Origin of the sequence: Bacillus sp. YBsi01, assembly GCF_038406745.1 — a bacterium.
GTDB classification, from domain to species: Bacteria; Bacillota; Bacilli; order Bacillales; family Bacillaceae; genus Bacillus; species Bacillus siamensis.
Genome location: NZ_CP151679.1, coordinates 96,832 through 120,865 on the forward strand (window position 1 = coordinate 96,832; position 24,034 = coordinate 120,865).

Consider the following 24,034-nt stretch of genomic DNA (forward strand, 5'->3'; position numbering starts at 1 on the left):
TGCCGATAACAGCAGAGGCTTGCGTAGTGCCATAAGTTAACAGCATATGTATGTCGAATCAAGTATACAGGAACAAAACTGGAAAAGACATAGAAAATATGTCGAATAATAAGATTTTAAGAAAAAAATAAACTCCGCTGCCTGCTTGTTCAATATGATAGAATAGTTGACAATAACAGCTGAGAATCCGCATCACGGCAGATAACGATGAGGAGGGTTTACATGAAGACATTGGTAAACGGCCAGTTGATTGATCGTGAAGAAGCCGCAGTTGATATTGAGGATCGCGGATATCAATTCGGTGACGGTGTGTATGAAGTCATCAGAGTATACAACGGCGTTTTATTCGGTCTGCGTGAGCATATCGGCCGTCTTTTCAGAAGCGCCGCAGAAATCGGCATCACCCTGCCGTTCTCCGCAGAAGACATAGAATGGGATCTCCAAAAGCTCGTACAGGAAAACAAACTCATTGACGGCGGGGTCTATATTCAGACGACGAGAGGGAAGGCGCCCCGGAAGCACCAGTATGATGAAGGATTGGAGCCGCAGACGACGGCATACACCTTTTCAGTGAAAAAACCGGAAAATGAACAAAAAGCCGGGGCGCAGGCCATAACGGCCGAAGACAAGCGCTGGCTGAGGTGTGACATTAAGAGTCTGAATTTACTGTATAATGTGATGGTAAAACAAAAAGCCTATGAAGCAGGCGCTTATGAAGCGGTGCTGATAAGGGACGGAGCGGTCACGGAAGGAACCTCTTCCAATGTATACGCCGTCATAAACGGCACCGTCCGGACGCATCCTGCAAATGAGCTGATTTTAAACGGCATTACGCGGATGAAACTTTTAGGGCTGATGAAAGAAAACGGGATTGAGGTGCGGGAGAAGCCCCTTACTGAAGACGAACTCAGAAACGCGGATGAAATTTTCATCTCGTCGACAACCTCTGAACTAATCCCGATCGTAACCCTTGACGGAAAACCGGTCGGCAGCGGTGTGCCGGGTCCTGTAGCCAAAACGATTCAAGAGGCTTTTCAATTGAGCATTCAGCAGGAGATCGGCGTTCAGTCATAAACGAAAAAAGGCCGGAAACAATCCGGCCTTTTTGCTTCTGTCAGATAAAAAGAGACTCGACATGCTGAACGAGCACGCGGGAGATTTTCTCTTTTGAAAGACGCTCAGGTTCAAGCAGTGCATGCAGCGCCAATCCGTCGGCAATGGCATACAATTTCTCCGCTTCTGTCTCTTTATCAAGATTTGGTTTCAGATGCTTATTATCATCCAGCCAGTCAATCAGACCGCGGATATATGCCAAGATCCCGTCATGCTGGGGATGAAACTCTTCTCCCTTATGTCTGGCATAAGCTGTGAAAGCGAACCATACCTCCATTTCAGCCATCGTTTCTTCATCTGTCGGGATGATTTCAAGCATCAGACGCACCGCTTTTTCTTTCGGCGGCAGATCTTTCATGGCAACTTCGTTAATTCTGGCGGCCGCTTTTTCTTTTACGAGGGTCATCGCATACCCTAAAAGCTCATCCTGGGTGGTGAAATAGTGCCTCAGCGCGCCTAAAGAAAGACCCGCTTCCCGGGCGATGTTTCTCACTGTCGCTCCTTCCATGCCCCGCTCCAAAATCGTCCGCCAAGTGGCTTCGGCTATTTGTTTTCTTCTTTTTTCATGATCGATGATTTTAGGCATGTCTCCAGTGTAACAGGAAAAAATATTTCTTGCAATTTTATAATACAATTGTATTAAATAAAAAGAGGTGTTACAATGCTTTTTAGAAAACGATAAGGGGGAACCGGATTGAACGCGATTGCTTGGTTGATTGTCATTTGTGAGGCTGCTTTTTGGGCGGCTGTTATCTTCGGATTGGCGGCGCGGTATTTATTCAGGCGGCAAAAGCTCGGAATGTTTTTTTTCGCTCTCATTCCTTTACTTGATGCCGTATTGTTTGCGGCGGCTGCAGCTGATTTATACAGAGGGGCGGCAGCGACTATGGCGCATGCAGTGGCGGCCGTTTATATCGGAGTGTCTGTCGCCTTCGGAAAAAGCATGATTCAATGGGCGGATGAGCGTTTCCGCTATTATGTCGTAAAGGAAGGGGCAAAACCGGTCAAGCGGTACGGACTGGATTATGCCAAACATTATGCAAAAGGATGGGGAAGGCATGTATTAGCGTTTGTCATCGGCGGCGTTCTTTTAGCCGGAACGGTATTTCTCATTCAGGACGCTTCCCGCACCGAAGCGCTCAGCAGGCTGTTGAAGGGCTGGTCTGTCGTGCTGTGCATTGATTTTTTGATCATGGCGAGTTTTTTTGTAATGCCGAAAAAAAGAGGAAACAGCCGGGAGCTTTAAAAAAAGCAGCTTTTGATTAAGCTGCTGTACAGAAAGGATTATTTTACGATCAGCACCGGAATGTCGGATTTTGATGACAGCTTTTCACTGACGCTTCCGAATAAAAGTTTTTTCAGCCTGTTCTGGTCCCTGCTCCCCATGACGATCAGATCCGCCGATATGCGGTCGGCATGCTCGATAATGGCATCAGCGGGATCACCTTCTAAAATGTCGATATCCCCGTCAATCTGGCTGTCGTTCATCAGCATTCTCGCTTCGGCAATGATTTCTTCCGTACGGTCTTCATAAATCATCGGGTCAGGGGGGATTCTTTCCGCTTGAAGCGGGTCGGGAACGCTTGCAATCCCGCCGCCGATATACGTGGCACCGGCTCCCGGCCTCGGGGGATCGACAATCGTCTGGGTATCTTTTGCATTGTGAGAATGCACGACCGTTAAATTCGCGTGAAATGTTTTTGCAAGGTCTATCGCTTTTTGAAGCGCTTTCTTGCTATCATCACTTCCGTCAAAAGCTGCAATCAACCGGTCCGCGTGAAACATCGGCCTCATCCTTTCAGTAAAAAAGGTTTACAAAACGATACCCGTACGGAAGAAATCTAAAACCTGTATTGACAAAAAAAGGATTCGTTTATATGATAAAGGAATAATATAGGAAAAAAGGAGGTATGGATCATGTCAGCATTAAAGCTTGTCAAATCATCTTCAGCTGAATATCGGCGTGACTGCCATACATCTTCCGTTTTCTGAACATTTGCTTAAAAACGGTGCAGTCGCGCATAACAGGCGGGTCTGTACCTTATTTATAATAATAAGAGGCATGGAGCTGACGCTTCATGTCTTTTTTTATACAAAAAATGAATGAAAGACAGGTGTGATGCATGTGGCGGTATTAGCGAAAACAATGAAAAACAATCCGGAAAAACTTGATGGCGGCTGATTCATGAAAGGGGATGAAGGTATTTGTTTACTGTATTAAAAAAGCTCGCTTGGTTTTTTAAAGCCTATTGGCTGCGCTATACGACAGCGATTGTTCTGTTATTGATTGTGAATGTCATTGAAATGTTCCCGCCGAAACTTCTCGGTAACGCAATAGACGATATGAAGGCGGGCGTGTTTACGAAAAGCGGGATGCTGTTTTACATATGTGTGTTTCTCGCTTTAACGGCAGCCGTTTATTTGCTGTCCTATTTTTGGATGTACCAGCTTTTCGGCGGGGCGAATGTCATGGAGAAAATTCTCCGATCAAAACTGATGGGAAGGCTTCTTCAAATGTCACCGCCGTTTTTTGAGAAATACAGAACGGGCGATTTAATGGCGCGGGGGACGAATGATTTGCAGGCCGTCAGTATGACGACGGGCTTCGGGGTCCTAACGCTCGTTGATTCGACGATGTATATGCTGACGATATTTTTGACAATGGGGCTTCTCATCAGCTGGAAGCTGACATTTGCCGCGATTATTCCGCTGCCGATTATGGCGGCTGCGGTCAGTCTGTACGGAAAAAAGATCCATGAGCGGTTTACGGAAGCGCAGGATGCTTTCGGATCATTAAATGACAAAGTGCTGGAGTCGGTATCCGGCGTGCGGGTCATTCGGGCTTTCGTGCAGGAAAAAAATGATGTCAGCCGTTTCGGTGATATGACGGCGGATGTATACGAGAAAAACATGAAGGTGGCGTTTATCGATTCACTCTTTGAACCGACTGTGAAACTTCTTGTCGGACTCAGCTATCTCATCGGTCTCGGCTACGGCGCCTATCTCGTTTTTCAAAACCGGCTGACGCTGGGAGAGCTGGTATCGTTTAACGTGTATCTCGGAATGATGATCTGGCCGATGTTTGCGATCGGAGAATTAATCAATATCATGCAGCGCGGCAATGCCTCCTTAGACCGTGTCAATGAGACCCTTTCCTATGAGCCTGATGTGACAGGGCCCAAGCAGCCCGCCGATATCAAGGAGCCCGGGCGTCTTGTTTTTGAACAAGTGACTTTTACGTACCCGAGCGGACCGGTACCGGCTGTTTCCGATGTATCATTTTCCGTTGAGAAAGGGCAGACACTCGGCATTGTCGGAAAAACGGGAAGCGGAAAGACGACGATCATTAAGCAGCTGCTGCGTGAATATCCGCCCGGTGCGGGAGCCATCACGTTTACAGGCATTCCGATTCAGGAGATTCCGCTTGAGAAGCTCCGAGGGTGGATCGGCTATGTGCCGCAGGATCATATTTTATTTTCAAAGACGGTGAAGGAAAATCTGCTTTACGGTCGGCAGGACGCAACCGAAGAGGAAATCGGCAGCGCGCTGAAGGATGCGCATTTTAAACAAGATATCGGCATGCTTTCAGAAGGGCTTGAGACGCTTGTTGGCGAGAAGGGGGTGGCGCTCTCCGGCGGACAAAAACAGCGCATCTCAATTGCGAGAGCGCTTTTGACAGATCCGGACATTCTCATATTAGATGATTCGCTTTCTGCGGTAGACGCGAAAACGGAAGCTGCCATCATTGACAGCATCCGTAAAAAAAGGCGGCATAAAACAACGATTATCACTACTCACCGGCTCTCGGCAGTTGAACACGCAGATCTCATTCTCGTCATGGATGAAGGGCGGGTGTCTGAAAGAGGCACGCATCAGGAGCTGTTGGCGAAGAATGGCTGGTATCGCGAACAATATGAGAGGCAGCAGCTGCCCTCTCTTGAAGAAGGGGGGACGGGCGCATGAAGACCGGAAGAAGATTATGGAATTACGCGCTTCAATACAAAAAGCTGCTGATATGGGCGGTCGTTCTGCTCATTATTGCGGTCGGCACTGAGCTGACCGGACCGTTTATCGGAAAAAAAATGATTGACGACCATATTCTCGGCGTTGAAAAAACATGGGTTAAAGCCTCTGGGGACGATCCGGACGCCGTCAGGTTCAGAGGGCATGATTATGTCAGGGAGGACCGGCTCAAACCGGGGGCGGAGAAAACCGGAGAGGCACATATTTATCAAGTCGGTGCGGCCTACTATTTTGTTGAGGGTCCCGTCAGTTTTGACGGAAACCGTTCGGTGACTGACGGCCGGCTGACAATATCAAACGGTAAAGAAAGCAGGTCATATCCCGCTATTGCGTTATCCAAACAGGAAATTTTTCAATTTTACCGTCCGGAAATAAAAGGGCTGCTGACGTTGACCGCCATTTACGCGGGACTGCTCATGTTTTCCGTGTGCTTTCATTACGGCCAGCATTACCTGCTGCAGATGGGAGCGAACCGAATCATACAGCGTATGAGGCAGGATGTATTTTCACACATTCAGAAAATGCCGATCCGCTACTTTGATAATCTGCCTGCCGGAAAAGTCGTGGCCCGCATTACGAATGACACAGAAGCGGTCAGAGATTTATATGTAACGGTGCTGTCTACGTTTATCACAAGCGGCGTCTACATGCTCGGTATTTTTACGGCGCTGTTTATGCTTGATGTCAGACTGGCCGCCGTCTGCCTTTTGATTATTCCGATCTTAATGATCTGGTCGGTTGTGTACCGCAAATACGCATCCGTCTTCAACCAAAAAATCCGTTCCATTAATAGTGACATCAATGCGAAAATGAATGAGTCCATTCAGGGGATGCCGATTATTCAGGCGTTCCGCCGCGAGAAGGAAACGATGAAGGAATTTGAAGAATTGAATGAAGCTCATTTCCGCTATAAGAACAAAATGCTGTCTTTAAATTCCCTCATGTCCCACAGTCTTGTCAATGTGTTGCGCAATCTGGCGTTTGTCGGGCTGATCTGGTATTTCGGAGGCGCGAGTCTGAGTGCGGCCGGAATTGTTTCGATCGGCGTTTTATATGCGTTTGTTGATTATTTAAACCGTTTGTTCCAGCCTGTTACGGGGATTGTCAACCAATTTTCAAAGCTTGAATTGGCTCGTGTGTCCGCGGGCAGGGTATTTGAGCTTTTACAGGAGGAGGAAACGGAAGAAACAGGCGCTCCCGCAGACAGAAAGGCGGAAGGGACTGTGGAATTCCGCGATGTTTCTTTTGGGTATCGAAAGGGAGAAGAGGTGCTGAAACACATCAGCTTTACAGCTGAAAAAGGCGAGACGGTCGCCCTCGTCGGCCATACGGGTTCCGGCAAAAGCTCCATCCTGAATCTTCTGTTCCGTTTTTATGATGCCGAAAAAGGAGATATCCTGCTTGACGGAAAAAGCATATACGGCATGTCAAGACAGGAGCTGAGATCGCATATGGGGATCGTGCTGCAAGATCCGTATCTTTTCTCTGGAACGATCGGCTCCAATGTGACCCTCGATGATCAGCGTATTTCCCTGCAGCAGGCTGAAGAAGCGCTTCGGCAAGTCGGCGCCGCAGGCCTTCTGCAATCCTTGCCGAAGGGCATCATGGAGCCCGTCACGGAAAAAGGCGGAACACTGTCTTCAGGCCAGCGCCAGCTGATTTCTTTTGCAAGAGCGCTTGTGTTTGATCCGGCCATTTTAATTTTGGATGAGGCGACGGCGCACATTGACACCGAAACAGAAGCAATCATTCAAAAAGCGTTGCACGTGGTGCAAGAAGGGCGCACGACATTTATTATCGCCCACCGGCTTTCAACGATCAGACACGCAGACCAGATTCTCGTTTTGGAAAAGGGGCGCATCATTGAAAAAGGAAGCCATGACGAATTAATGGCGCAAAAGGGGCAGTACCATCAAATGTATGAATTGCAGAAAGGAACGGCGCAGTCCGCGGTGTAATCAGGAGGAGGGTGAATCAAAAGATTCGCCCTTTTTCAATTTAGTAAGCCAGTCCCACCCGTTTTCTGACAAACTGCGGGTTCATCAGTTCACGGTAAAGAAAATGCGCCGTGTCTCCGACGGTGATTTTAGTCCCGCCTTCAGGAAGCTGATCTTGTTCGAACCGGTAAACTCCGGCAGCTTCTCCGCCAGGAAGGTAGGTGGGGCAGATGATCGTCCAGTCAATATCCTCTGCCAGAAGCATCTCGTATACGCGGGCGTGTTCCTTTGCGGCTCTTGTTGATTTTCGTTTTGATTCTGACGATTCAAAACGGTATTTGTCAGGCATAAGCCGTGATTGAAGGATACCCGCGGTTCCGATCGTAATCAGACGCTGAACATGATGCTGTTTCATGCTGTTAATTATATGGATCATAGCGGCTGAAAGGGTATCGTCACCATCCGTGCCGAGACAGCTCACGACTGTGTCCGCTTTAGAAATCAATCTGCCGATATCCTCCCGCCGTCTGGCATTCCCTGTGATGATATGTTTTTCAGGAATGGGAAGGGCCGTTCCGGCAGATCTGACAAGAGCGAATATCTCAATGTGTCCGTGTTTCTGCGCTTCTTTTATAAAAGCCTGTCCGACTCTTCCCGTTGCTCCGAGTAAAGCGATTTTCATGTAAAAAACCTCCTCGCCGCTCATTATATCATTCAAAGCAGCGGGGAAAAGAATACCTGTGAATAAAGGGGAGATGGTGGGCAACATATTCATTGACCAAAGAAACCGTTACGAACTGAAACAGCTCCCAATTGACTGAGGCAATGAATGACATGTTTTCCCTCCTTTTTTCCTAGGGTATGTGGAATAGGAAAAAGGGTGACGGCAATAAAAAGAAGACGCGGTATCCCGCGCCTTCTGTAAGCCATTTATTGAGTTATTGTACGCCTTGTCCGCCCATGTGCTGCTGCGCGAAAGATACTAAACGTTTAGTGATTTCTCCTCCGACAGAACCGTTTGCGCGGGAAGTTGTTTCTCCGCCAAGGTTTACGCCGAACTCAGAAGCAATTTCGTATTTCATTTGGTCGATTGCTTGAGCAGCGCCAGGTACTAAAAGTTGGTTTGAAGAGTTGTTGTTTGCCATTTGTATGATCTCCTTTATAAAGTAGTATGGTTGGGTTTGCTGGAATTGCACCAGCTGATGGTTTCCGGAATGAAAACCATTGCCAGCTCGGCTTCACCCAATGGTGTTTGCCGCTTTGTACTACGTATTATGGTGAATCATAAGGCATCTCATTCGGAAAACCGGGTGGTAAATAGCGGAAGGAAAAAGAAAAGCCCAGCCTTTTGAGGCTGAGCTTTTAGCTTTCAGTCATATATGTGATAAAGCATTAATTCATGCAGCTCTTTTACGAGAGCCGGCTCTTCTTTCCCAGGATGTGTGTGTCCCCATTCAATGTCTCCGGACTTGTGGTAAATTCCTTCGTAATGCGTACCCTGCCAGTAAAACGAAATCCGCCATCCGGGCAGTTTCTCTTTTTTGAATAACGGTTTCCAGCTGAAGTGCGAAATCATGACGTTCACGCTCCTTATCGGGAAATGTTGATCCTGTTCATTGTAGCTCATAAGTTCTGTGCCTGTCCCGGGTCAACGAAAAAAAGGCGGCCTCACCGCCAAAGTTTTTCCGGGGCGGTAATGGACCGTTCTGATAAATATGACGCGTATTCAAAATTTCTCCGTTTTGTGAGGTAATCGACTGATCTCAGCTTCGGATGCGAGAAAATGCTCCGCCCGGGGCGGGAGTTGGCCTCAAACATCCAAACTTTCCCCGCCTCATCAACGCCGAGGTCAAAACCGATTTCGCCGATAAAGCCTTCAATATGTTCATTTAACACACGGCTGACCGCTAAGGCGGCTTTCGAAAGCTTCCGGATCATGCCGACTCTCTCTTTCGGATCGCCGTATAATTCAGCTAACGTTCTGACTTCCCCGCCGTTTGCCAGATGCGTTGTAATGCTGTTTCTGCCGGAAATTTTTGCTGCGATCGCCGTCACTGTCCATTTTCCCTCGGCATTTTTGTTCGTATGCACCCTGAAATCGACGGGGCGCCCGTCAAGCTGGATCAGGTCAATGCCTTGCTGCAATAAAAAAGCGGACGGGTCATTGTTTTCTTCAAATGATTTCATGAAGGATGCCGCATCTGCATAATCTGCCGTCACCACCGTTTTTTCCTCATTCGTGTATTTGACTGAGAAGCCGGCGTCTGTTTTTTCCAGCTTGTAAATTCCCGTTCCGAGTGTGCCGTCTGCAGGCTTGATAAATACGGTGTCAAACGTGCTGCATAACGTCTCTATCGCTTCTGCATTCGGCTGCAGGATTGATTTTGGCAGGAGAGAAGCGGTGAGACTGTTTTTTTCCAGAAGCTTGTGAATGTCCCATTTATTAAAGAATTGCGGATTAAACCAGGGAATCTGATAGTCATTCATCAGCCTATATTTTGTCTGCTGTAAAAGAGGAACTTTTTCCGTTTTTCGGCTCGGGAGCCTGTCATATACAACATTTGGAAGCGGGACGTCCGCCCGTTTCCAGCTGTTTTCTTTATAAATCAGCGCCTGAACTGTGCCTTCTTCCCAGTTGATCTGATGTGCCCCGAAAACGAAACAATATCCGTTCGCCTGCTCGTGAAGGGAGAGCAGTTTGGAAAAGAAGGATGTGCGGTCTCTGAACGGGCGCTGTGCCGATGATGTGAACCCTGCTGTAAAAACGCCGATCAGCGGTCCGATATGCACCGTCTGGCCGTGGATGAGAAAATCAGCCCGGCTTTTATGCGGTATCATCAGCTCCTCAAATAAATCTTCAGAAAGGAGCGCGCTTTTTTCAAGAGATTGAGAAAAGGCCACACGGCATTTGACAACCTTGGTCCCGAAGGCAGCGGATAAAATCCCTTCCCGTTTCATGGCGGAGGGGAGATACAGCGTATTTTTGCTTTTTTTATCGATGCCGACCATCATCCCTTTATGATTCACGCGGAAGTGCTCCTTTCCGGTTTTCCTGTGACTGAAGATCGCGGAAGCGTTTCAGCGGACTGGTGTACAAATCCTCTTTCGCCTCGGGAGCCACGCTTAAAATAGCGTTCCGTCCCGGTTTTGAATTGACATCCAAAAGCCAGATGCGCCCGTCTTTGGCATAACAAATATCGAGCCCCAGCTCAAACAGCGGTCCGAATTGTTCATCAAGAAAATAAGGGACGGATTGGGTGATCGAAAAGACGTCATCCAATAAAACGGCCTGCTGCTTTTTCGGAATTTCTTCAAACCACGTGTCAAATTTAAGCGGCTCGGACCCTCCCCGCAAATGAGATAAAAGACCGTTCTGATAACCTCTTCGAATCGCTTTTCCGACCGTTTCCCAAGCCCCTGACTCATTTTTGCGCATGAAAATGCGGATGTCGCACGGGTGCTGTTCCTTATCCTGAATATTTAAGTAGGCTTGAAGCAAATAACGGTGCTGCAGCACTTTTTTGCACCAGGACTTAAAAGACACGTGGTTGGAAAACGTTTTTGTCTGCTTGTTTTTCCCGATATAGTAAGTGGCTGAAATTGATTTTTTCCCTGCTTTAAGGAGGATGATGCCTCTTCCTCCCGCGCCGAAAGCGGGCTTAAGTATACATGCTTTTTCTTTCGCTAAGTATGATTGCACCTCTTCATAACGGCTGACTTCGACCGTTTCAGGAATATAGGGACTGATCAGATGATGCTCTTGGAGCGCATTCGTGACCGTCCATTTATCAGGAAGCCCGCGGCCGATAAATTCCGTTTTTGGATATTTTTTCAGCCATTCGACGATCGGTTTGGCTTTTTGAGCTTCAGCAGATTTTCCGTAAAAACAGCGGTCGTAAATAAATTCGGGAATATCAATTTCCGTTTCGTTCCATTTTCCGCTTTTCGGATGATACACGAGCGCTTTCACGCGTAAAGAATCCGGATAAATATCAAACGGTGTAAATCGGGCAAAGCGCACATTGTACTCTGGCGCTCTTTCAGCCAGTTCACCGGCGAAATCTTCTTCGTGCCGGCGGGATACGGACATAAAACCGAGTGTTGTCATGTTGTTACTCCCCCTTTATTCAAAAGCCGCTGATGAAACGGCCCTTCCATCCAATAGACATGTCAAGCGCAGCATAAAAGATGATCTACTGTAAAGAGTACGAAACAGCATCTTGCCTTATTCCTGAGAAACAACAATTCAGGTTCTTCATTTGCCCGCATTCACGCCAGCCTCTATAATACGAATAGATATATCATCTAGAAAAATAGAACATAAGATGGAGGCAGAAGAAAAGGAATGGGCATAGCAGGAACGTTTATATTTATGATTGTGATCGGAGCCGCGATCGGCGCGGTGACAAATCACCTTGCCATTCAGATGTTATTTCGTCCGTACCGTCCGTATTACCTGTTCGGAAAACGGATTCCGTTTACCCCGGGGCTGATCCCGAAAAGACGGGACGAATTGGCAAAACAGATGGGGCTCATGGTGACGAACCATCTGTTAACTCCGGAAGGCATAAAAAAGCGGCTTTTGTCAGATACCGTTAAAAACCAGGCGCTTGTGTTCGCCGAACAATTCACGCAAAAAATGGCCGCTTCCGATATGACGGTGCAGGAAGCTCTGGCCGCCGCAGGCATCCGGAATCCTCAGGAAAAAACGGATGCCTGGATTGACCGTTTTACAGATGAAAAGCTTTCGGAACTGTACCGGAAATATGAACACCGCGCCATAAAGGACTGGCTTCCTGATGAGCTGCAGAAACAGCTGGATGAAAAAGTTCCGATGGCCGCCGATTATATCCTGAAGCGGAGCATTGATTATTTTGAAAGTGAAGAAGGCAAAGACAGACTCGGCAATATGATCGACGACTTTTTGAATGCACGGGGGATGCTCGGCAGCATGGTGCAGATGTTCCTCGGCAATTCAAGTCTGGCCGGCCGTGTGCTGCCTGAGCTGTTAAAGTTTTTGCACAACGATGAAACAAAAAAGCTTCTGACTGATCTGCTTTCTCAAGAATGGGGCAAGCTCAAATCTTATACACTTTATGAGGCCGACGAAAAGTGGAATGCGAAAGATCTGCTGTTCAGCCTGAAAAAACGGGCTTTGGCCGCGCTTCAAACCGCACCCTTTTTTGAGGGCCGGCTCGGTGACATCATCTCCCGCTATGAAGGGGAGATTACGGGAACGTATGCGCCGAAGCTGCTTGATGCAGCGCTCGGCAGTATTGCCGCTCATTTGGAAGATGTGCTTAAACGCCTTCGTCTTGAGGAAGTGGTCAAAGAGCAGGTTGATCAGTTTCCGGTTGAGCGGCTCGAGGAAATGGTGCTGTCGATTTCCAAGAGAGAATTTAAGATGATTACGTATTTAGGCGGTCTGCTCGGCGGGATCATCGGAGCAATCCAAGCTTTGTTTGTCATTCTTTTCTAAGGAAAACATCGGCCAAGGATGAAAGTCACTCCGCAGTCTGTTATAGTGGAGTGGTATGTCTGAAAGGAAGAAAGGAGCGGTTACAATGGCAGTTCATTTTTATGATGCAGCATATGATCTTGAAAAAGCTTTGCGTAACAGTGATGAATACAGCCGTTTAAGAGGGCTTTATGATCAAGTAAACGCAGATGAATCCGCAAAACGCATGTTTGATAATTTCCGCAATGTACAGCTGCAGCTGCAGCAGAAACAGATGTCAGGTGAAGAAATCACTCAGGAAGAGGTAGAGCAGGCGCAAAAAACGGTTGCTCTTGTCCAGCAGCATGAATTGATTTCTCAGCTGATGGAGGCGGAACAGCGCATGAGCATGCTGATCGGCGAGTTAAACAAAATTATCATGAAACCTCTTGAAGAGCTTTACGGAAACCCGCAGTAAGCTCCACCCCCTCCATCTATGAAATGGAGGGGGTTTTTTATTCAACAGAAAAATCAAGCGAACCTTTTACCGTTCCGTTAATGATGACAGACAGAGTGTGAATTCCCCGATAATGCTTGCGGGTGGTTAAATCTTTAAGGGAATGATGTTTGCTGAAGGCTTTTACGTCTCCGTTATCCATGGCGGACTCCGACATCTTAAACACCTTGCGGCTGCGGTGCCCCCTTTTCTTTACAAAATCAATCGCGTATTCAACCCTGACTTTTTGCCGGGCGGATGAGCGGATCTGAAAAGAAAAATGTATGCTTGTTCCGATGGCGGCCGTTTCCGAATTCAGTGTAAAACGTTCCAATGAAATCCGGGAGGCGTCTTCAAACCCGAAAATCGCAAGCGCCTGTTTGTCTCCTCTTTTTAACAGTGTCCTGCAGGCGTGCTTCAAAATCCAATCCGTGTGCGGACAGCTTCCGAACCGATCGGCTGCGATCTGTGCCAGAAGATCCGGATGTGTTTTGGAGATGTCATTCAGGTTATTTGCCACGCTTTTTCTGACATATAACGAGTCATCCTGCATCAAGCGGTCCAGAACAGGGAGAATCGGAGAAGGGTCGTCAAGAAGAGCCGGAATGGAGATTCCCCACGGCAGGCGCGGTCTTGAGCCTTCGCTGGCAAGCCTTCTGACATGTTCGTCCGGATGCTCCGTCCAGGAAAGGAACTCTTTGAACATTCGCTCCCGGTCAAGCTTGATATACGGGCGGACCGCAAATTCGGAAGTGGAAAAACGAGTGAAAAACTGAAGCGCCTTCATTGATTCTTCCCAGTGATCCGTTCCGTACTGTTGGACATAATCGGGAAAAATAATCCCGGCGAGCCCTGTGAAATGGGGAGCTGTCTCATATAAGACGTCAAGCGCCCGTATGTAATCCTTCGGCAGTGTTTCATATAAAGAGTCTGTGATCCGGCGCATCCGCTGTTTTAATGCCAGTTCGGGCCAATCTTCCTGAAACATCAGCGCCCGGCACATGTCCCGCTCAAAAGCCGGATGCGCCGATTTGATTCTGTTCAGAAGTGCTTCTGCAAATTCTTCGTTATAAATATCTTTTAATAGAGACATGAAAGTCACCGCTTTTTTCTTTTATTATATGCGAATATATGTTCTCTTTCAACTTTATCATACATTCAGCATAGATGGCCCTCTGATTTTTTTAGTTAAAAAAACCCTTGTCTTTTAACAGTAAACGTGTGATAATAACCCTGAAAGCGCCTACACTTACAGAAGGTCCAAGGATACGGTCGCCTATACTGCCTGTTATGTTAAGGGGTAGCAACAGAGAGTAAGTGAAACGAGCGCATCAACGGTCAAATAAGGGGTTCCTGATATAGAAATACACATTGGGGAGAAGGCAGCAAATCGATCGTATCCCACAAAATGACAGTTCAAAGTCTGCTTGAGGCAGGCTTTTTTGCTGCTGAGAAAAGGTTGTTCTAAACAAAGAGACAGGGTCATATCCTAATGACAAGTACAGTCATCAAGGAGGGGGACTTCTCTGTGTCAAAACAAATGCTGGCGTTAAATATAGACGGAGCGCTTCTTCGCTCCAACGGCAAACTGCATCAGACGACAAAGGATGCCATCGAATACGTCAAGAAAAAAGGGATTTACGTCACACTGGTCACAAACCGCCATTTTCGCTCCGCTCAAAAAGTAGCGAAAATATTAAAACTGAATGCAAAATTGGTTACCCACAGCGGCGCATACATTTCCGAAAAAATAGATGAGCCGTTTTTCGAAAAGAAAATATCGGAAGATCACACGTTTAATATTGTCCAGGTGCTGGAAAGCTATCAATGCAATATCCGGCTTCTGCACGAAAAATATTCGATCGGAAACAAGAAGAAAGTGAACTCCAATCTGGTCGGGAAAACGATGATTCATCCGTCTGACCCGATTTTTTACCCGGTTCAGTTTGTCGAATCATTAAGTGATTTGCTCCTTGATGAACCGGTTTCCGCGCCCGTCATTGAGGTGTATGCTGAAAACGGATTGCAGGCTGACATAACAGATACGATCGTGAAAGCATTCCCGGCCGTGGACGTGATCCGCGTTAACGAAGAAAAGCTGAACATCGTGCCTAAAGGGGTTTCAAAAGAAAGCGGACTTTCGATGGTCGCAGCTGAACTCGGGCTTTCAATGGAAGAGGTCGTGGCTATCGGCCATCAGGAAGATGATCTGCCGATGATCGAGCTGGCAGGCCTCGGTGTCGCGATGGGGAATTCCTCTAATGAATTAAAAAGAAAAGCGGATTGGGTGACAAGGTCAAATGATGAACAGGGCGTCGCCTATATGATCAAGGAATACTTCCGCATGCAGCACCGCAAAGGCTTTCTCGATAAGTTCCACATGAAACGGCCGTAATAAAGAGCCGCAGACGCGAAACACCGGTCTGCGGCTTTTTCGCGGATTGATTTTAGCCTGTTCTTTCTGTACACTAAAGAAAGTTTTGAATCTGAAAAATAAGGTGATCACATTGCAAATCAAAATAGACGGCATAACGGATGACAGGCTGCATCGTCCGCTGCAAAACATCGCGAATTTATTTTTTGAGGAGTGTGTTCTTGCATACGCCGAAACGGAGGAACCCTCTGATCTCGTCATCTCACTTGCCATTTCTCAAGATGCAGACAGCGTGTCAGTATCGGGAGAAATCAAAGGAACCGGCGTAAGGGAGCATCACACGAAACCGATTCTTGCCGGATGGAGCGACAAAGAAGTATTTAAACAGGTGAAAAACACGCTGTCATACGTCTACTTAAATCTTCTTCAATCGCATACGGGCATGACGCAAAAATGGGGAATCCTGACCGGAATCAGGCCTACTAAACTTCTTCATAAAAAGCTGCAAAGCGGCCTGACAAAAGAAGAGGCGCATGCCGATCTGAAAAAAGATTATCTGATCCATGATGAAAAAATCAATCTGATGCAGGAGATTGTCGACCGCCAGCTCGCCGCGGTTCCCGATCTGTACCGGGTCAAAGATGAAGTCAGCATTTATATCGGCATTCCGTTCTGCCCGACGAAGTGCGCCTACTGCACGTTTCCGGCCTATGCCATCCAAGGACAGGCAGGCAGAGTCGGCTCCTTTTTATGGGGGCTTCACTATGAAATGCAAAAAATCGGCGAATGGCTGAAACAGCATGATATCAAGGTGACGACCATTTATTTCGGAGGCGGTACGCCGACAAGCATTACCGCTGAAGAAATGGATCTTTTATATGAAGAAATGGTCCGTTCTTTCCCGAATGTCGCAAATATCAGAGAGATTACCGTTGAAGCGGGCCGTCCTGACACGATTACGGAGGAAAAGCTTGCCGTTTTAAATAAGTATAAGATTGACAGAATCAGCATCAACCCGCAGTCTTATGAAAACGAAACGCTTAAGGCCATCGGCAGACATCATACAGTCGAAGAAACCATTGAAAAGTACCGCCTTTCCCGCAAACACGGCATGAATAACATCAACATGGACCTGATCATCGGCCTGCCGGGAGAAGGGACGGGTGAGTTCAGGCACAGTCTTGATGAAACGGAAAAGCTGATGCCTGAATCTTTGACCGTTCACACGCTTTCTTTCAAACGGGCGTCAGAAATGACGAGAAACAAGCATAAGTATAAAGTTGCCGACAGGCAGGAAGTATCCCGCATGATGGATGACGCCGTCCGCTGGACAAAAGAGCACGGCTATAAACCGTACTACCTGTACCGGCAGAAAAACATTCTTGGAAATCTTGAAAATGTCGGCTACTCCTTCCCGGGTCAGGAGAGCATCTACAACATTATGATTATGGAAGAAGTGCAGACGATTATCGGTATCGGCTGCGGCGCGGCAAGCAAATTCATTCATCCGGAAACCGGAAAAATCACGCACTTCGCCAATCCAAAAGACCCGAAATCATATAATGACCGATTCGAGCATTATACAGAAGAGAAAATCAAATACTTAGATGAGATGTTCGTCAAATCCGCTTTGTAATATGAAAAACGGCACGGAATCAGCGTGCCGTTTTTTTATGTTTATCTGTATGTGAAAACGGGAAAAAGATCATCAGACTGTAATTCGTAAGAGGTGTAATTATGTATGATGTCATAGGAGCGGGAATCGGGCCGTTTAATTTAGGGCTTGCCGCTTTGTTAGAGGATATACCCGAAACAGACGCTCTTTTTTTCGATAAAAAGACAGAATTTGCGTGGCATCCGGGCCTGTTAATTAAAGGAACGGATTTACAGGTGGCGTTTCTGGCTGATCTCGTCACGCTTGCCAATCCGAAAAGCCGCTACACATTTTTGAACTTTCTCCATGAACATGACCGGCTGTACCGGTTTTATACGTTTAATGAATTTGATATTCCAAGGCGGGAGTTTAACGACTATTTGAGCTGGGCGGCTTCAGAAATCAAATCATGCCGTTTCGGCTCAGAGGTAATCGGCGTGAAAAATGCCGGCGGCCATTATGAAGTCAGCGTCAAGAACATTGAGGACGGAAGCATCAGCGTGTATCAAACGAAGCATTTCGTCATGGGAACGGGTTCTGAGCCTCTTATTCCGGCAGAGATTGATGACGGGGCGCGTCAGGACACGATGGTCAGCACGGAATATTTGTTCCGGAAAGATGAACTCGCCGGTGCCGAATCAATTACAGTAGTCGGCTCCGGACAGAGCGCAGCGGAGATCTTTTCTGATTTATTGCATGATGAACAATACCGCCGCTGCCGGCTGCAATGGGTGACACGCTCCGCCGGATTTCGAGAGTTGGAAACCGCCAAGCTCGGACAGGAAATGTTTACACCCGATTATGTGGAGTATTTTAACCGCCTGCCTTTTCAGGAACGGCTGAATACACTGCCTGAGCTGGAAGGACTGCGCCACGGCATTGATTCTGACACACTTGCTGACATTTACGATGCCCTGTACCACAGGTCGATCAGCGGAGGCTCGCCTGATGTCTATATTCAGCCGATGGCGGAACTTAAAAAAATTGAAAAGAAAAACGGCCGCTGCGCACTGAGCTTTCATCAATGGCAGATGGATGAAACCTTTACGGCCGATTCAGAAAAAGTGATATTGGCGACCGGCTTCAAGCCGCATATTCCGGATTGGTTTTCGGCCATTTCTTCCGATATCGAATGGGAGGATGAGAAACGGTTTAAAGTGACGGCCGATTCCCGCCTCGTCTTTAAGGACGATAGGCGGCATCATTTCTTCACATTAACGAATCTTGACCACGCCCACGGAACAGGGGCTACGAATTTGAAGCTGTCTGTTTACAGAAACCAAAAAATCATTAATACCATTCTGGGAAAAGAGCATTTCTCCATTAACAAAAAAACGGCTTTTCAGCAATTTCTTCCCGCGCGAAAAAACTGACCCCTTTAGTAAGGGGTCAGTTTTTTTATGATTTCTGCGGCGTCTTTTCAGGCTTTTTCCATTTGAAAACGCTGTTCAACAGGAGATATATCCGCTTCGATTCTTTCGTGAGCAAAGGGCCGAAGATGGCCAGTATCAAAACATACAAGGCGGCGAAGGGTTTTAGTGAGGCGGACAGTCCGCCGGCGATGCCGAGATTCGCAACGATGATGGAGAATTCGCCGCGGGAGACGATGGTCAGCCCGATGTTAGACGATGCTTTATGAGAAAGCCCTGCCCGGCGCCCGGCAATCATGCCGGCGATAAAGTTTCCTGCAATCGTCAGCAAAACGGCGCCGAGGGCAAGCCATACCGCATCTCCGAGTGAAAACGGATCAATGCTCAGCCCGAAGCTGAAGAAAAACATGGCCCCGAAAAAGTCACGGAACGGCACGACAAGATGCTCAATCCTGTCAGAATGGGCCGTCTCCGAAAAGACGAGTCCGAGTAAAAGCGCACCGATCGCTTCGGCGACATGAATCGTTTCGGAAAAGCCGGCAATGAAAAAGAGCGCTGCAAAAATGACAATGACAAACACCTCGTTTGAACGGATATCAAGCAGCTTGTTCAGAAGAGGCGGCAATTTTCGAGCGGCTATGAAAAACAGCAGCATGTATCCGAAAGCGATCACGATCGACATCAGCGCGCCTCCGACAGACGTCGCGTCTCCCAATACAAGCCCGGAAACAACGGACAAGTAAACCGCCAGAAAGATATCCTCAAACATAATGATGCCGAGAATCAGCTCCGTTTCCGGATTGGCCGTGCGCTTTAAGTCGACAAGCACTTTTGCGACAATGGCGCTTGATGATATCGTGATGACACCGGCCAATACAAGCACTTCCAAAAAGGAAAAGCCCGTGATAAAGCCGTATATCAGTCCTAAGCTGAAATTAATCAGAATATAAATCGTTCCGCCGGCGGCAATGGAACGTCCGGATTTGACTAATTTTCCGACCGAGAATTCAAGCCCGAGGTAAAAGAGGAGGAACAGGACGCCCATCCGTCCGAAAAATTCAATCACTTCGCGGCTTTCGATAAATGTCAGGTCAATGATGCCCGCTTGGGGCGCGTGCGGCCCGACAAGCATTCCTAAAATAATCAGGAAGGGAATAATCGAGAATTTAATTTTATTGGCGATGACACTTGCAATGGCCACGAGAACTAGCGCCGTACCGACTTCAAATACGAGATGATCCATAAACAGATCACACTCCGTCTCTGGAGAGAAAGTCTTGGATCAGTTTCTTCAAATGCTTTCTTTCGCCTGAGAGGACGAGTGTATCGTTTGCTTCAAGGAGCGAATCAGCGCCCGGGTTTAAAAACTTTTTCTGGTTATGCTTAATGATGGCGATGACCGTCACGTCGTAGTTTTGGCGCACATCCAGTTCGCCGAGCGTCCGGCCTGCCGCTTTTGCCCCTTTTTCAACTTTAAACCATTCGATAATCAGATCGCTGAACGCCATTTCAATCGATTCAAGCGCCTGCGGTTTGTACACCATCCCGCCGATAATCGCGGCGATCTGTCTTGCTTCCGCATCATCAAGAGAAATGCTTGCCAGAAGCTCATCAGGGTCGCGGTCATCAAATCTGTAAATTTCCCGCCTGCCGTCGTCATGAATGATGATCGTCATTTTTTCATGGTTTCTCGTTTCGATTTCGAATTTTTTCCCGATGCCGGGCAGATCGTTTTCCTTAATATTCATAAAAAATCCCTCCGGAATAGACTGTTTTTACACCGTAAATACAGATTGGCAATGAGAAAGGCTCTGATGCCGGAGGTAATTTGACTGGTATTGTATCGGAATGGCGCATGTCCTTTCCAGTGTGGAATCAATGAATTGATCAAGAGGTTTGACAGATAACAGGGTGACCATTCGGGATAACGCATCGTACCCTTTTGACAGGCCGTGCGGAGCGGTTTTGGCAGGGGCCGGCGTCTTTGCCGAGTCCGTTTCCTGCGGGTAAACCGAAATTTGAACGTGGCTGTCTGTTTCTGTCACCAATTGGGAAGGAAGGGCGACATCCGAAGGGGGGAACAGCACCATAAAAAAGCTCAATAAAAAACTCAGTATCACATAGTTCATGATCGGCGTTCCTCCCCCTTTTTGTTTTGTATGTCAATTTCACTATATAAAAATGTATGTTCAGTTTCAAATGATATGCATTTTTCGGTATCTGTTGACCTTGAAAAATAAAGGGGTTTCGCTTCGGCGGAAAGAATATATCCTTTGAACAAAATATGTAAGCGGATACAAGGAGGGTGTAAACATGCAGTATATTCGATATGAAGAAAAGGGAAAGATTGCAGAGATTGTGCTGAACCGGCCTGACAGTTACAACGCGCTCAATGAACAAATGCTCCGGGAATTGGAGAATGCATGCGTCATGGCAGCTGACAGTGAGGCGCTTATCGTCCTTTTGCGGGGGGAAGGCAGGGGATTTTCCGCGGGCGGTGATATTCAGATGATGACATCGGATCATGATTCAGGAGAATATGAACGGCTCATGAAAATGATCGAATCCATTACACTGACGCTCTATGATATGAAAAAAATTGTGATAGCCGCCATCCACGGAGCCGCGGCGGGGCTCGGACTGAGTTTCGCGCTGTGTGCCGACGTGGTTCTCGCCGAAGAAAATGCCCGCCTCGCGATGAATTTCATCGGCATCGGATTGGTTCCCGACGGAGGAGGCCATTATTTATTAATGAAACGCGTCGGTGAGATTGAAGCGAAAAAACTGATTTGGAGCGGCGAAAAATTGCCGGCTGAAAAAGCGGTGAAGCTCAAGCTTGCCGACGGGCTGTTCAGCGGCGACCCTGCGGCAGGGGCAAAGCCGTACATCGACCGGTTGTTACATGCGCCGCTGGCAGCAATGATTGAAACGAAGGCTATTTATCAAAGCCTCCATATCAGCCGTTTAAAAGACGTTTTGTCTCTTGAACGAAAGGCCCAGGAAAATATGAGAAAAACGGATGATCATAAAGAGGGCATCCGCGCCTTTTTAGAAAAACGGACGCCGCAATTTAACCGGTAAAATACAGAAGCCGGAAAGCTTCTGTTATCTGTGGAATAAAATCAGCTTTCCGGCTTCATTTACTAAGCGATGAGTAGTGTTCGCGAGCTTTTTTTCCTTTAACAAAGCCTCTCCGGCAGCCTTTGCCTCCGCCTCGTTACCTGCTTCGATCCGTTCATCCAGCAGTTTTTCTCCCGACGCATGGAATGCAGTCAATACATATTGTCCCATCACGTCACCTCCTTTATAGAATGATATTCTCATAAAGAATTTAAAATCCTCCATTAATTTTTACCCATTATTAGTATATAATGGATCGGGAAAGGAGTTGGATTCGTGCTTACAATTGAAAACGTAACGAAAACATTCGGCAGCTTTACTGCTGTTGACAATTTGAACCTGCAAATACCTGAAAGGGAAATGTTCGGGCTCCTCGGCGCAAACGGCGCGGGAAAAACGACGACCTTTCGGATGATTTTGGGGCTTTTAAGCCTGACTGACGGGCAGATCAGCTGGAAAGGGAAGCCGGTCAATTATTCTATCAGCGAAAAAATCGGCTATCTCCCGGAAGAGCGGGGGCTGTATCCGAAAGTGAAGGTGAGTGACCAGCTTGTCTATCTTGCGAGATTAAAAGGAATGAGCAAAAAAGAGGCGGAAAAAGAGCTCATGACATGGCTCGAGCGGTTCGGCATTACAGATTACAAGAATAAGAAAGTCGAAGAGCTGTCAAAAGGAAACCAGCAAAAAATCCAGTTCATTTCCGCCGTCCTGCATAAGCCTGAACTGCTGATTCTCGATGAGCCTTTCAGCGGTCTTGATCCGGTGAATGTCGAGCTGCTGAAAGAAGCGGTTATTTCTTTGAAAAACAGCGGCGTTTCCATCGTTTTTTCAAGCCACCGAATGGAGCATGTAGAAGAGCTTTGCGAGAATTTGTGCATTCTCCAGAAGGGAAAACCAGTCGTTCAAGGCAATCTGAAAGACATTAAGCGGTCTTTCGGCAAAAAAAATGTCACCGTTCATTCAGATGATGATCTCAGCTTTTTAAAAACGCATGAAGGTGTCGTGAAATGGAAGGAAACAAATGACGGGATCAGATTGCAGGTCGCGAATGAACCGGTTTCCCAGGATATTTTCCGGGCGCTGCAAGGGAAAGGTTTTATACGGAAGTTTGAATTGGAAGAGCCGTCACTGCATGATATTTTTATAGAAAAGGTGGGGGCCGTTTATGAATAAATTCTGGATTATGCTGTTTCATACATATAAAAACAAAATCTCGACAAAGTCATTCATTATTTCGACCGCCATTACCGTTTTATTAGTATTAGCGGTGACCAACCTGCAATCGATCATTTCCGTGTTTCAATCGGATGACGGCAAGCAGCAGATTGCGGTGATTGATGAAACGGGCGGGCTTTACCCGGCGTTTGCAAAACAGCTTAAAGCGGCTGATACAGACAATGATCTGCAGGCGATGGAGACGAAGGAGTCCGAAAAAGATGCCGTAAAGCGTGTCAAAGACGGTGAATGGGACGGGCTTTTTATTATCAGACAAGATCAAAAAGGAACGATAACAGGAGCCTACAAAGCGCTGACCATTTCTGATGAATCAGCGTATAAACTTCTCAAGCAGGCTTTAACCCAGACAAAAACCGCTGTTGAAACCGCCAAGCTCGGCATTTCGGCAGAAAAAGTCAGCAGCCTCTACACTCCGCCTGAAGTCAGCAAAGACGCGCTGGAAAAAGGGGCGAAATCTGAGGAAGAGCTCGGTCAGGTGATGGGGCTTGTATACATCATGCTGTTTGTCATCTACTTCTCGGTTATCATGTACGCAAGTATGATTGCGATGGAAGTGGCGACGGAAAAATCGTCACGGGTCATGGAAATTTTAATTTCAAGCATGCCGCCGATTCAGCAGATGTTTGCCAAACTGTTCGGTATCGCGCTTGTCGGGATCACACAGTTTGCGGTGCTGCTTGCGGCGGGTTTTCTCTCACTGAAGCTGAACCCTCAAAATGATGAGTCGTCGCCGATCAGTGCATTTCTCAATTTTTCGGATGTTCCCGTCTCGACGATTGTCTATGCCGTCATTTTCTATCTGCTCGGCTATTTTCTTTACGCGACGCTTGCCGCGTTTCTCGGCAGTGTTGTCAGCCGGATAGAGGACGTGCAGCAGACGATTCAGCCGATGGTTTTTTTAATCGTGGCAGGTTTTATGATCGCCATGTTCGGACTTGGCAATCCTGATGCCGGTTTTATTACCGTTACATCTTACATTCCGTTTTTCACGCCGATGATTATGTTTTTACGCGTAGGAATGCTCGATATCCCGTTTTGGCAGGCGGCGGCCGGTATCGCCCTGACACTGGTCGCTATCGTGATCTTTGCAGCGGTCGGCGCGAAAATTTACAAAGGCGGCGTTTTGATTTACGGAAACGCCGGCGGATTCAAAGCGATCAAACAAGCGCTGCGCATCTCCAAAAAATAAGTGAAACAGCCCGGGACAGCCGGGCTGTTTTTTTATCGTGCAGAACGTGCATTCGTATGAAAACGATGCTAGAATAAGGGTAATT

At 47.3% G+C, this 24,034-nt stretch carries 25 protein-coding genes; 12 read left to right on the top strand and 13 right to left on the bottom strand.

Translation table 11 applies throughout. The features are described 5' to 3' along the window. The first annotated feature begins 222 nt into the window (after positions 1–222). Entirely contained in the window at positions 223–1,074 is an 852-nt protein-coding gene (gene dat / locus AADZ70_RS00565) for a D-amino-acid transaminase (RefSeq protein ID WP_099745088.1), read from the top strand. 40 nt (positions 1,075–1,114) lie between these two features. On the opposite strand, the gene AADZ70_RS00570 is transcribed toward dat, so the two are convergent. Continuing rightward, on the bottom strand, positions 1,115–1,699 hold the full coding sequence (locus AADZ70_RS00570; RefSeq protein WP_016938374.1) for a TetR/AcrR family transcriptional regulator: 585 nt from the start codon (positions 1,697–1,699) through the stop codon (positions 1,115–1,117). A gap of 108 nt (positions 1,700–1,807) precedes the next feature. Between AADZ70_RS00570 and AADZ70_RS00575 the strand changes: the two genes are divergently transcribed. After that, positions 1,808–2,359, top strand: coding sequence for a hypothetical protein (locus AADZ70_RS00575; RefSeq protein ID WP_342007532.1), 552 nt, complete (start codon positions 1,808–1,810; stop codon positions 2,357–2,359). 38 nt (positions 2,360–2,397) lie between these two features. Here the strand turns inward: AADZ70_RS00575 and AADZ70_RS00580 are convergent, their stop codons facing one another. Next, complete coding sequence (locus AADZ70_RS00580; protein ID WP_045927089.1) at positions 2,398–2,898, bottom strand: universal stress protein; 501 nt, start codon at positions 2,896–2,898, stop codon at positions 2,398–2,400. Positions 2,899–3,318: 420 nt separating this feature from the next. Between AADZ70_RS00580 and AADZ70_RS00585 the strand changes: the two genes are divergently transcribed. Next, positions 3,319–5,076 (top strand): ABC transporter ATP-binding protein, encoded by a 1,758-nt coding sequence (locus tag AADZ70_RS00585; protein ID WP_327813808.1) that lies wholly within the window; start codon positions 3,319–3,321, stop codon positions 5,074–5,076. Then, a complete protein-coding gene (locus AADZ70_RS00590) occupies positions 5,073–7,094 on the top strand; it encodes an ABC transporter ATP-binding protein (RefSeq protein ID WP_327813809.1) in 2,022 nt (673 codons plus the stop codon). The genes AADZ70_RS00585 and AADZ70_RS00590 overlap by 4 nt, the downstream gene beginning before the upstream one ends. A gap of 40 nt (positions 7,095–7,134) precedes the next feature. Here the strand turns inward: AADZ70_RS00590 and AADZ70_RS00595 are convergent, their stop codons facing one another. From AADZ70_RS00595 to AADZ70_RS00620, 6 genes are all read right to left on the bottom strand, one after another. Beyond that, complete coding sequence (locus AADZ70_RS00595) at positions 7,135–7,755, bottom strand: SDR family oxidoreductase (protein WP_342007533.1); 621 nt, start codon at positions 7,753–7,755, stop codon at positions 7,135–7,137. A 28-nt stretch (positions 7,756–7,783) separates the two neighbouring features. Continuing rightward, positions 7,784–7,909, bottom strand: a complete 126-nt coding sequence (locus tag AADZ70_RS00600; RefSeq protein ID WP_016938366.1) for a hypothetical protein — start codon at positions 7,907–7,909, stop codon at positions 7,784–7,786. A gap of 102 nt (positions 7,910–8,011) precedes the next feature. After that, positions 8,012–8,218: an alpha/beta-type small acid-soluble spore protein gene (locus AADZ70_RS00605; protein ID WP_016938365.1), complete on the bottom strand. Its 207-nt coding sequence runs from the start codon at positions 8,216–8,218 to the stop codon at positions 8,012–8,014. A gap of 224 nt (positions 8,219–8,442) precedes the next feature. After that, a complete protein-coding gene (locus AADZ70_RS00610) occupies positions 8,443–8,658 on the bottom strand; it encodes a YheE family protein (RefSeq protein ID WP_012117190.1) in 216 nt (71 codons plus the stop codon). Between the two features lie 83 nt (positions 8,659–8,741). Continuing rightward, on the bottom strand, positions 8,742–10,100 hold the full coding sequence (locus tag AADZ70_RS00615; RefSeq protein WP_342007534.1) for a YheC/YheD family protein: 1,359 nt from the start codon (positions 10,098–10,100) through the stop codon (positions 8,742–8,744). Then, positions 10,090–11,181: a YheC/YheD family protein gene (locus tag AADZ70_RS00620; protein WP_016938363.1), complete on the bottom strand. Its 1,092-nt coding sequence runs from the start codon at positions 11,179–11,181 to the stop codon at positions 10,090–10,092. The genes AADZ70_RS00615 and AADZ70_RS00620 overlap by 11 nt, the downstream gene beginning before the upstream one ends. A gap of 237 nt (positions 11,182–11,418) precedes the next feature. Between AADZ70_RS00620 and AADZ70_RS00625 the strand changes: the two genes are divergently transcribed. Both AADZ70_RS00625 and AADZ70_RS00630 read left to right on the top strand, forming a co-directional pair. Beyond that, positions 11,419–12,552, top strand: a complete 1,134-nt coding sequence (locus AADZ70_RS00625; RefSeq protein WP_342007535.1) for a DUF445 family protein — start codon at positions 11,419–11,421, stop codon at positions 12,550–12,552. Positions 12,553–12,637: 85 nt separating this feature from the next. After that, on the top strand, positions 12,638–12,988 hold the full coding sequence (locus AADZ70_RS00630) for a YlbF family regulator (protein WP_045927096.1): 351 nt from the start codon (positions 12,638–12,640) through the stop codon (positions 12,986–12,988). Between the two features lie 37 nt (positions 12,989–13,025). Here the strand turns inward: AADZ70_RS00630 and AADZ70_RS00635 are convergent, their stop codons facing one another. Beyond that, complete coding sequence (locus AADZ70_RS00635) at positions 13,026–14,099, bottom strand: DNA alkylation repair protein (protein WP_047476758.1); 1,074 nt, start codon at positions 14,097–14,099, stop codon at positions 13,026–13,028. Positions 14,100–14,534: 435 nt separating this feature from the next. Between AADZ70_RS00635 and AADZ70_RS00640 the strand changes: the two genes are divergently transcribed. From AADZ70_RS00640 to AADZ70_RS00650, 3 genes are all read left to right on the top strand, one after another. Further along, positions 14,535–15,401, top strand: a complete 867-nt coding sequence (locus AADZ70_RS00640) for a Cof-type HAD-IIB family hydrolase (RefSeq protein ID WP_016938359.1) — start codon at positions 14,535–14,537, stop codon at positions 15,399–15,401. A gap of 112 nt (positions 15,402–15,513) precedes the next feature. Then, complete coding sequence (locus AADZ70_RS00645) at positions 15,514–17,016, top strand: coproporphyrinogen III oxidase (protein ID WP_342007536.1); 1,503 nt, start codon at positions 15,514–15,516, stop codon at positions 17,014–17,016. 101 nt (positions 17,017–17,117) lie between these two features. Continuing rightward, entirely contained in the window at positions 17,118–18,407 is a 1,290-nt protein-coding gene (locus AADZ70_RS00650; RefSeq protein WP_342007537.1) for a SidA/IucD/PvdA family monooxygenase, read from the top strand. A gap of 25 nt (positions 18,408–18,432) precedes the next feature. Here the strand turns inward: AADZ70_RS00650 and AADZ70_RS00655 are convergent, their stop codons facing one another. From AADZ70_RS00655 to AADZ70_RS00665, 3 genes are read right to left on the bottom strand one after another with little or no spacing between them, the layout of a single operon-like run. After that, the gene (locus AADZ70_RS00655; RefSeq protein WP_016938356.1) at positions 18,433–19,647 is read right to left on the bottom strand and encodes a cation:proton antiporter; all 1,215 of its coding nucleotides are present in this window, start codon (positions 19,645–19,647) and stop codon (positions 18,433–18,435) included. 7 nt (positions 19,648–19,654) lie between these two features. After that, positions 19,655–20,152, bottom strand: a complete 498-nt coding sequence (locus AADZ70_RS00660; RefSeq protein ID WP_014469990.1) for a cation:proton antiporter regulatory subunit — start codon at positions 20,150–20,152, stop codon at positions 19,655–19,657. A 27-nt stretch (positions 20,153–20,179) separates the two neighbouring features. After that, positions 20,180–20,533: a hypothetical protein gene (locus tag AADZ70_RS00665; protein WP_188153861.1), complete on the bottom strand. Its 354-nt coding sequence runs from the start codon at positions 20,531–20,533 to the stop codon at positions 20,180–20,182. A gap of 184 nt (positions 20,534–20,717) precedes the next feature. On the opposite strand from AADZ70_RS00665, the gene AADZ70_RS00670 reads away from it, so the two are divergent. Further along, entirely contained in the window at positions 20,718–21,485 is a 768-nt protein-coding gene (locus AADZ70_RS00670) for an enoyl-CoA hydratase (RefSeq protein WP_099745099.1), read from the top strand. Positions 21,486–21,509: 24 nt separating this feature from the next. On the opposite strand, the gene AADZ70_RS00675 is transcribed toward AADZ70_RS00670, so the two are convergent. Beyond that, positions 21,510–21,695, bottom strand: coding sequence for a YhzD family protein (locus tag AADZ70_RS00675; protein ID WP_342007538.1), 186 nt, complete (start codon positions 21,693–21,695; stop codon positions 21,510–21,512). Positions 21,696–21,800: 105 nt separating this feature from the next. Here AADZ70_RS00675 and AADZ70_RS00680 point away from each other — a divergent pair, with 105 nt between their 5' ends. Both AADZ70_RS00680 and AADZ70_RS00685 read left to right on the top strand, forming a co-directional pair. Then, positions 21,801–22,697, top strand: a complete 897-nt coding sequence (locus AADZ70_RS00680) for an ABC transporter ATP-binding protein (protein WP_016938352.1) — start codon at positions 21,801–21,803, stop codon at positions 22,695–22,697. Beyond that, positions 22,690–23,949 carry an ABC transporter permease gene (locus AADZ70_RS00685; RefSeq protein ID WP_047476687.1) on the top strand — a complete coding sequence of 420 codons (1,260 nt, stop codon included), beginning with the start codon at positions 22,690–22,692 and terminating at the stop codon, positions 23,947–23,949. Before AADZ70_RS00680 ends, AADZ70_RS00685 begins: the two co-directional genes overlap by 8 nt. Positions 23,950–24,034: the final 85 nt, after the last annotated feature.

What these genes read in the sequence shown, in the direction of transcription:
- dat (WP_099745088.1), top strand. Translation starts at nt 223, where the DNA reads ATGAAGACATTGGTAAACGGCCAGTTGATTGATCGTGAAGAAGCCGCA.
- AADZ70_RS00570 (WP_016938374.1), bottom strand. Translation starts at nt 1,699, where the DNA reads ATGCCTAAAATCATCGATCATGAAAAAAGAAGAAAACAAATAGCCGAA.
- AADZ70_RS00580 (WP_045927089.1), bottom strand. Translation starts at nt 2,898, where the DNA reads ATGTTTCACGCGGACCGGTTGATTGCAGCTTTTGACGGAAGTGATGAT.
- AADZ70_RS00590 (WP_327813809.1), top strand. Translation starts at nt 5,073, where the DNA reads ATGAAGACCGGAAGAAGATTATGGAATTACGCGCTTCAATACAAAAAG.
- AADZ70_RS00595 (WP_342007533.1), bottom strand. Translation starts at nt 7,755, where the DNA reads ATGAAAATCGCTTTACTCGGAGCAACGGGAAGAGTCGGACAGGCTTTT.
- AADZ70_RS00600 (WP_016938366.1), bottom strand. Translation starts at nt 7,909, where the DNA reads ATGTCATTCATTGCCTCAGTCAATTGGGAGCTGTTTCAGTTCGTAACG.
- AADZ70_RS00605 (WP_016938365.1), bottom strand. Translation starts at nt 8,218, where the DNA reads ATGGCAAACAACAACTCTTCAAACCAACTTTTAGTACCTGGCGCTGCT.
- AADZ70_RS00620 (WP_016938363.1), bottom strand. Translation starts at nt 11,181, where the DNA reads ATGACAACACTCGGTTTTATGTCCGTATCCCGCCGGCACGAAGAAGAT.
- AADZ70_RS00625 (WP_342007535.1), top strand. Translation starts at nt 11,419, where the DNA reads ATGGGCATAGCAGGAACGTTTATATTTATGATTGTGATCGGAGCCGCG.
- AADZ70_RS00630 (WP_045927096.1), top strand. Translation starts at nt 12,638, where the DNA reads ATGGCAGTTCATTTTTATGATGCAGCATATGATCTTGAAAAAGCTTTG.
- AADZ70_RS00635 (WP_047476758.1), bottom strand. Translation starts at nt 14,099, where the DNA reads ATGTCTCTATTAAAAGATATTTATAACGAAGAATTTGCAGAAGCACTT.
- AADZ70_RS00650 (WP_342007537.1), top strand. Translation starts at nt 17,118, where the DNA reads ATGTATGATGTCATAGGAGCGGGAATCGGGCCGTTTAATTTAGGGCTT.
- AADZ70_RS00655 (WP_016938356.1), bottom strand. Translation starts at nt 19,647, where the DNA reads ATGGATCATCTCGTATTTGAAGTCGGTACGGCGCTAGTTCTCGTGGCC.
- AADZ70_RS00660 (WP_014469990.1), bottom strand. Translation starts at nt 20,152, where the DNA reads ATGAATATTAAGGAAAACGATCTGCCCGGCATCGGGAAAAAATTCGAA.
- AADZ70_RS00665 (WP_188153861.1), bottom strand. Translation starts at nt 20,533, where the DNA reads ATGAACTATGTGATACTGAGTTTTTTATTGAGCTTTTTTATGGTGCTG.
- AADZ70_RS00670 (WP_099745099.1), top strand. Translation starts at nt 20,718, where the DNA reads ATGCAGTATATTCGATATGAAGAAAAGGGAAAGATTGCAGAGATTGTG.
- AADZ70_RS00675 (WP_342007538.1), bottom strand. Translation starts at nt 21,695, where the DNA reads ATGGGACAATATGTATTGACTGCATTCCATGCGTCGGGAGAAAAACTG.
- AADZ70_RS00685 (WP_047476687.1), top strand. Translation starts at nt 22,690, where the DNA reads ATGAATAAATTCTGGATTATGCTGTTTCATACATATAAAAACAAAATC.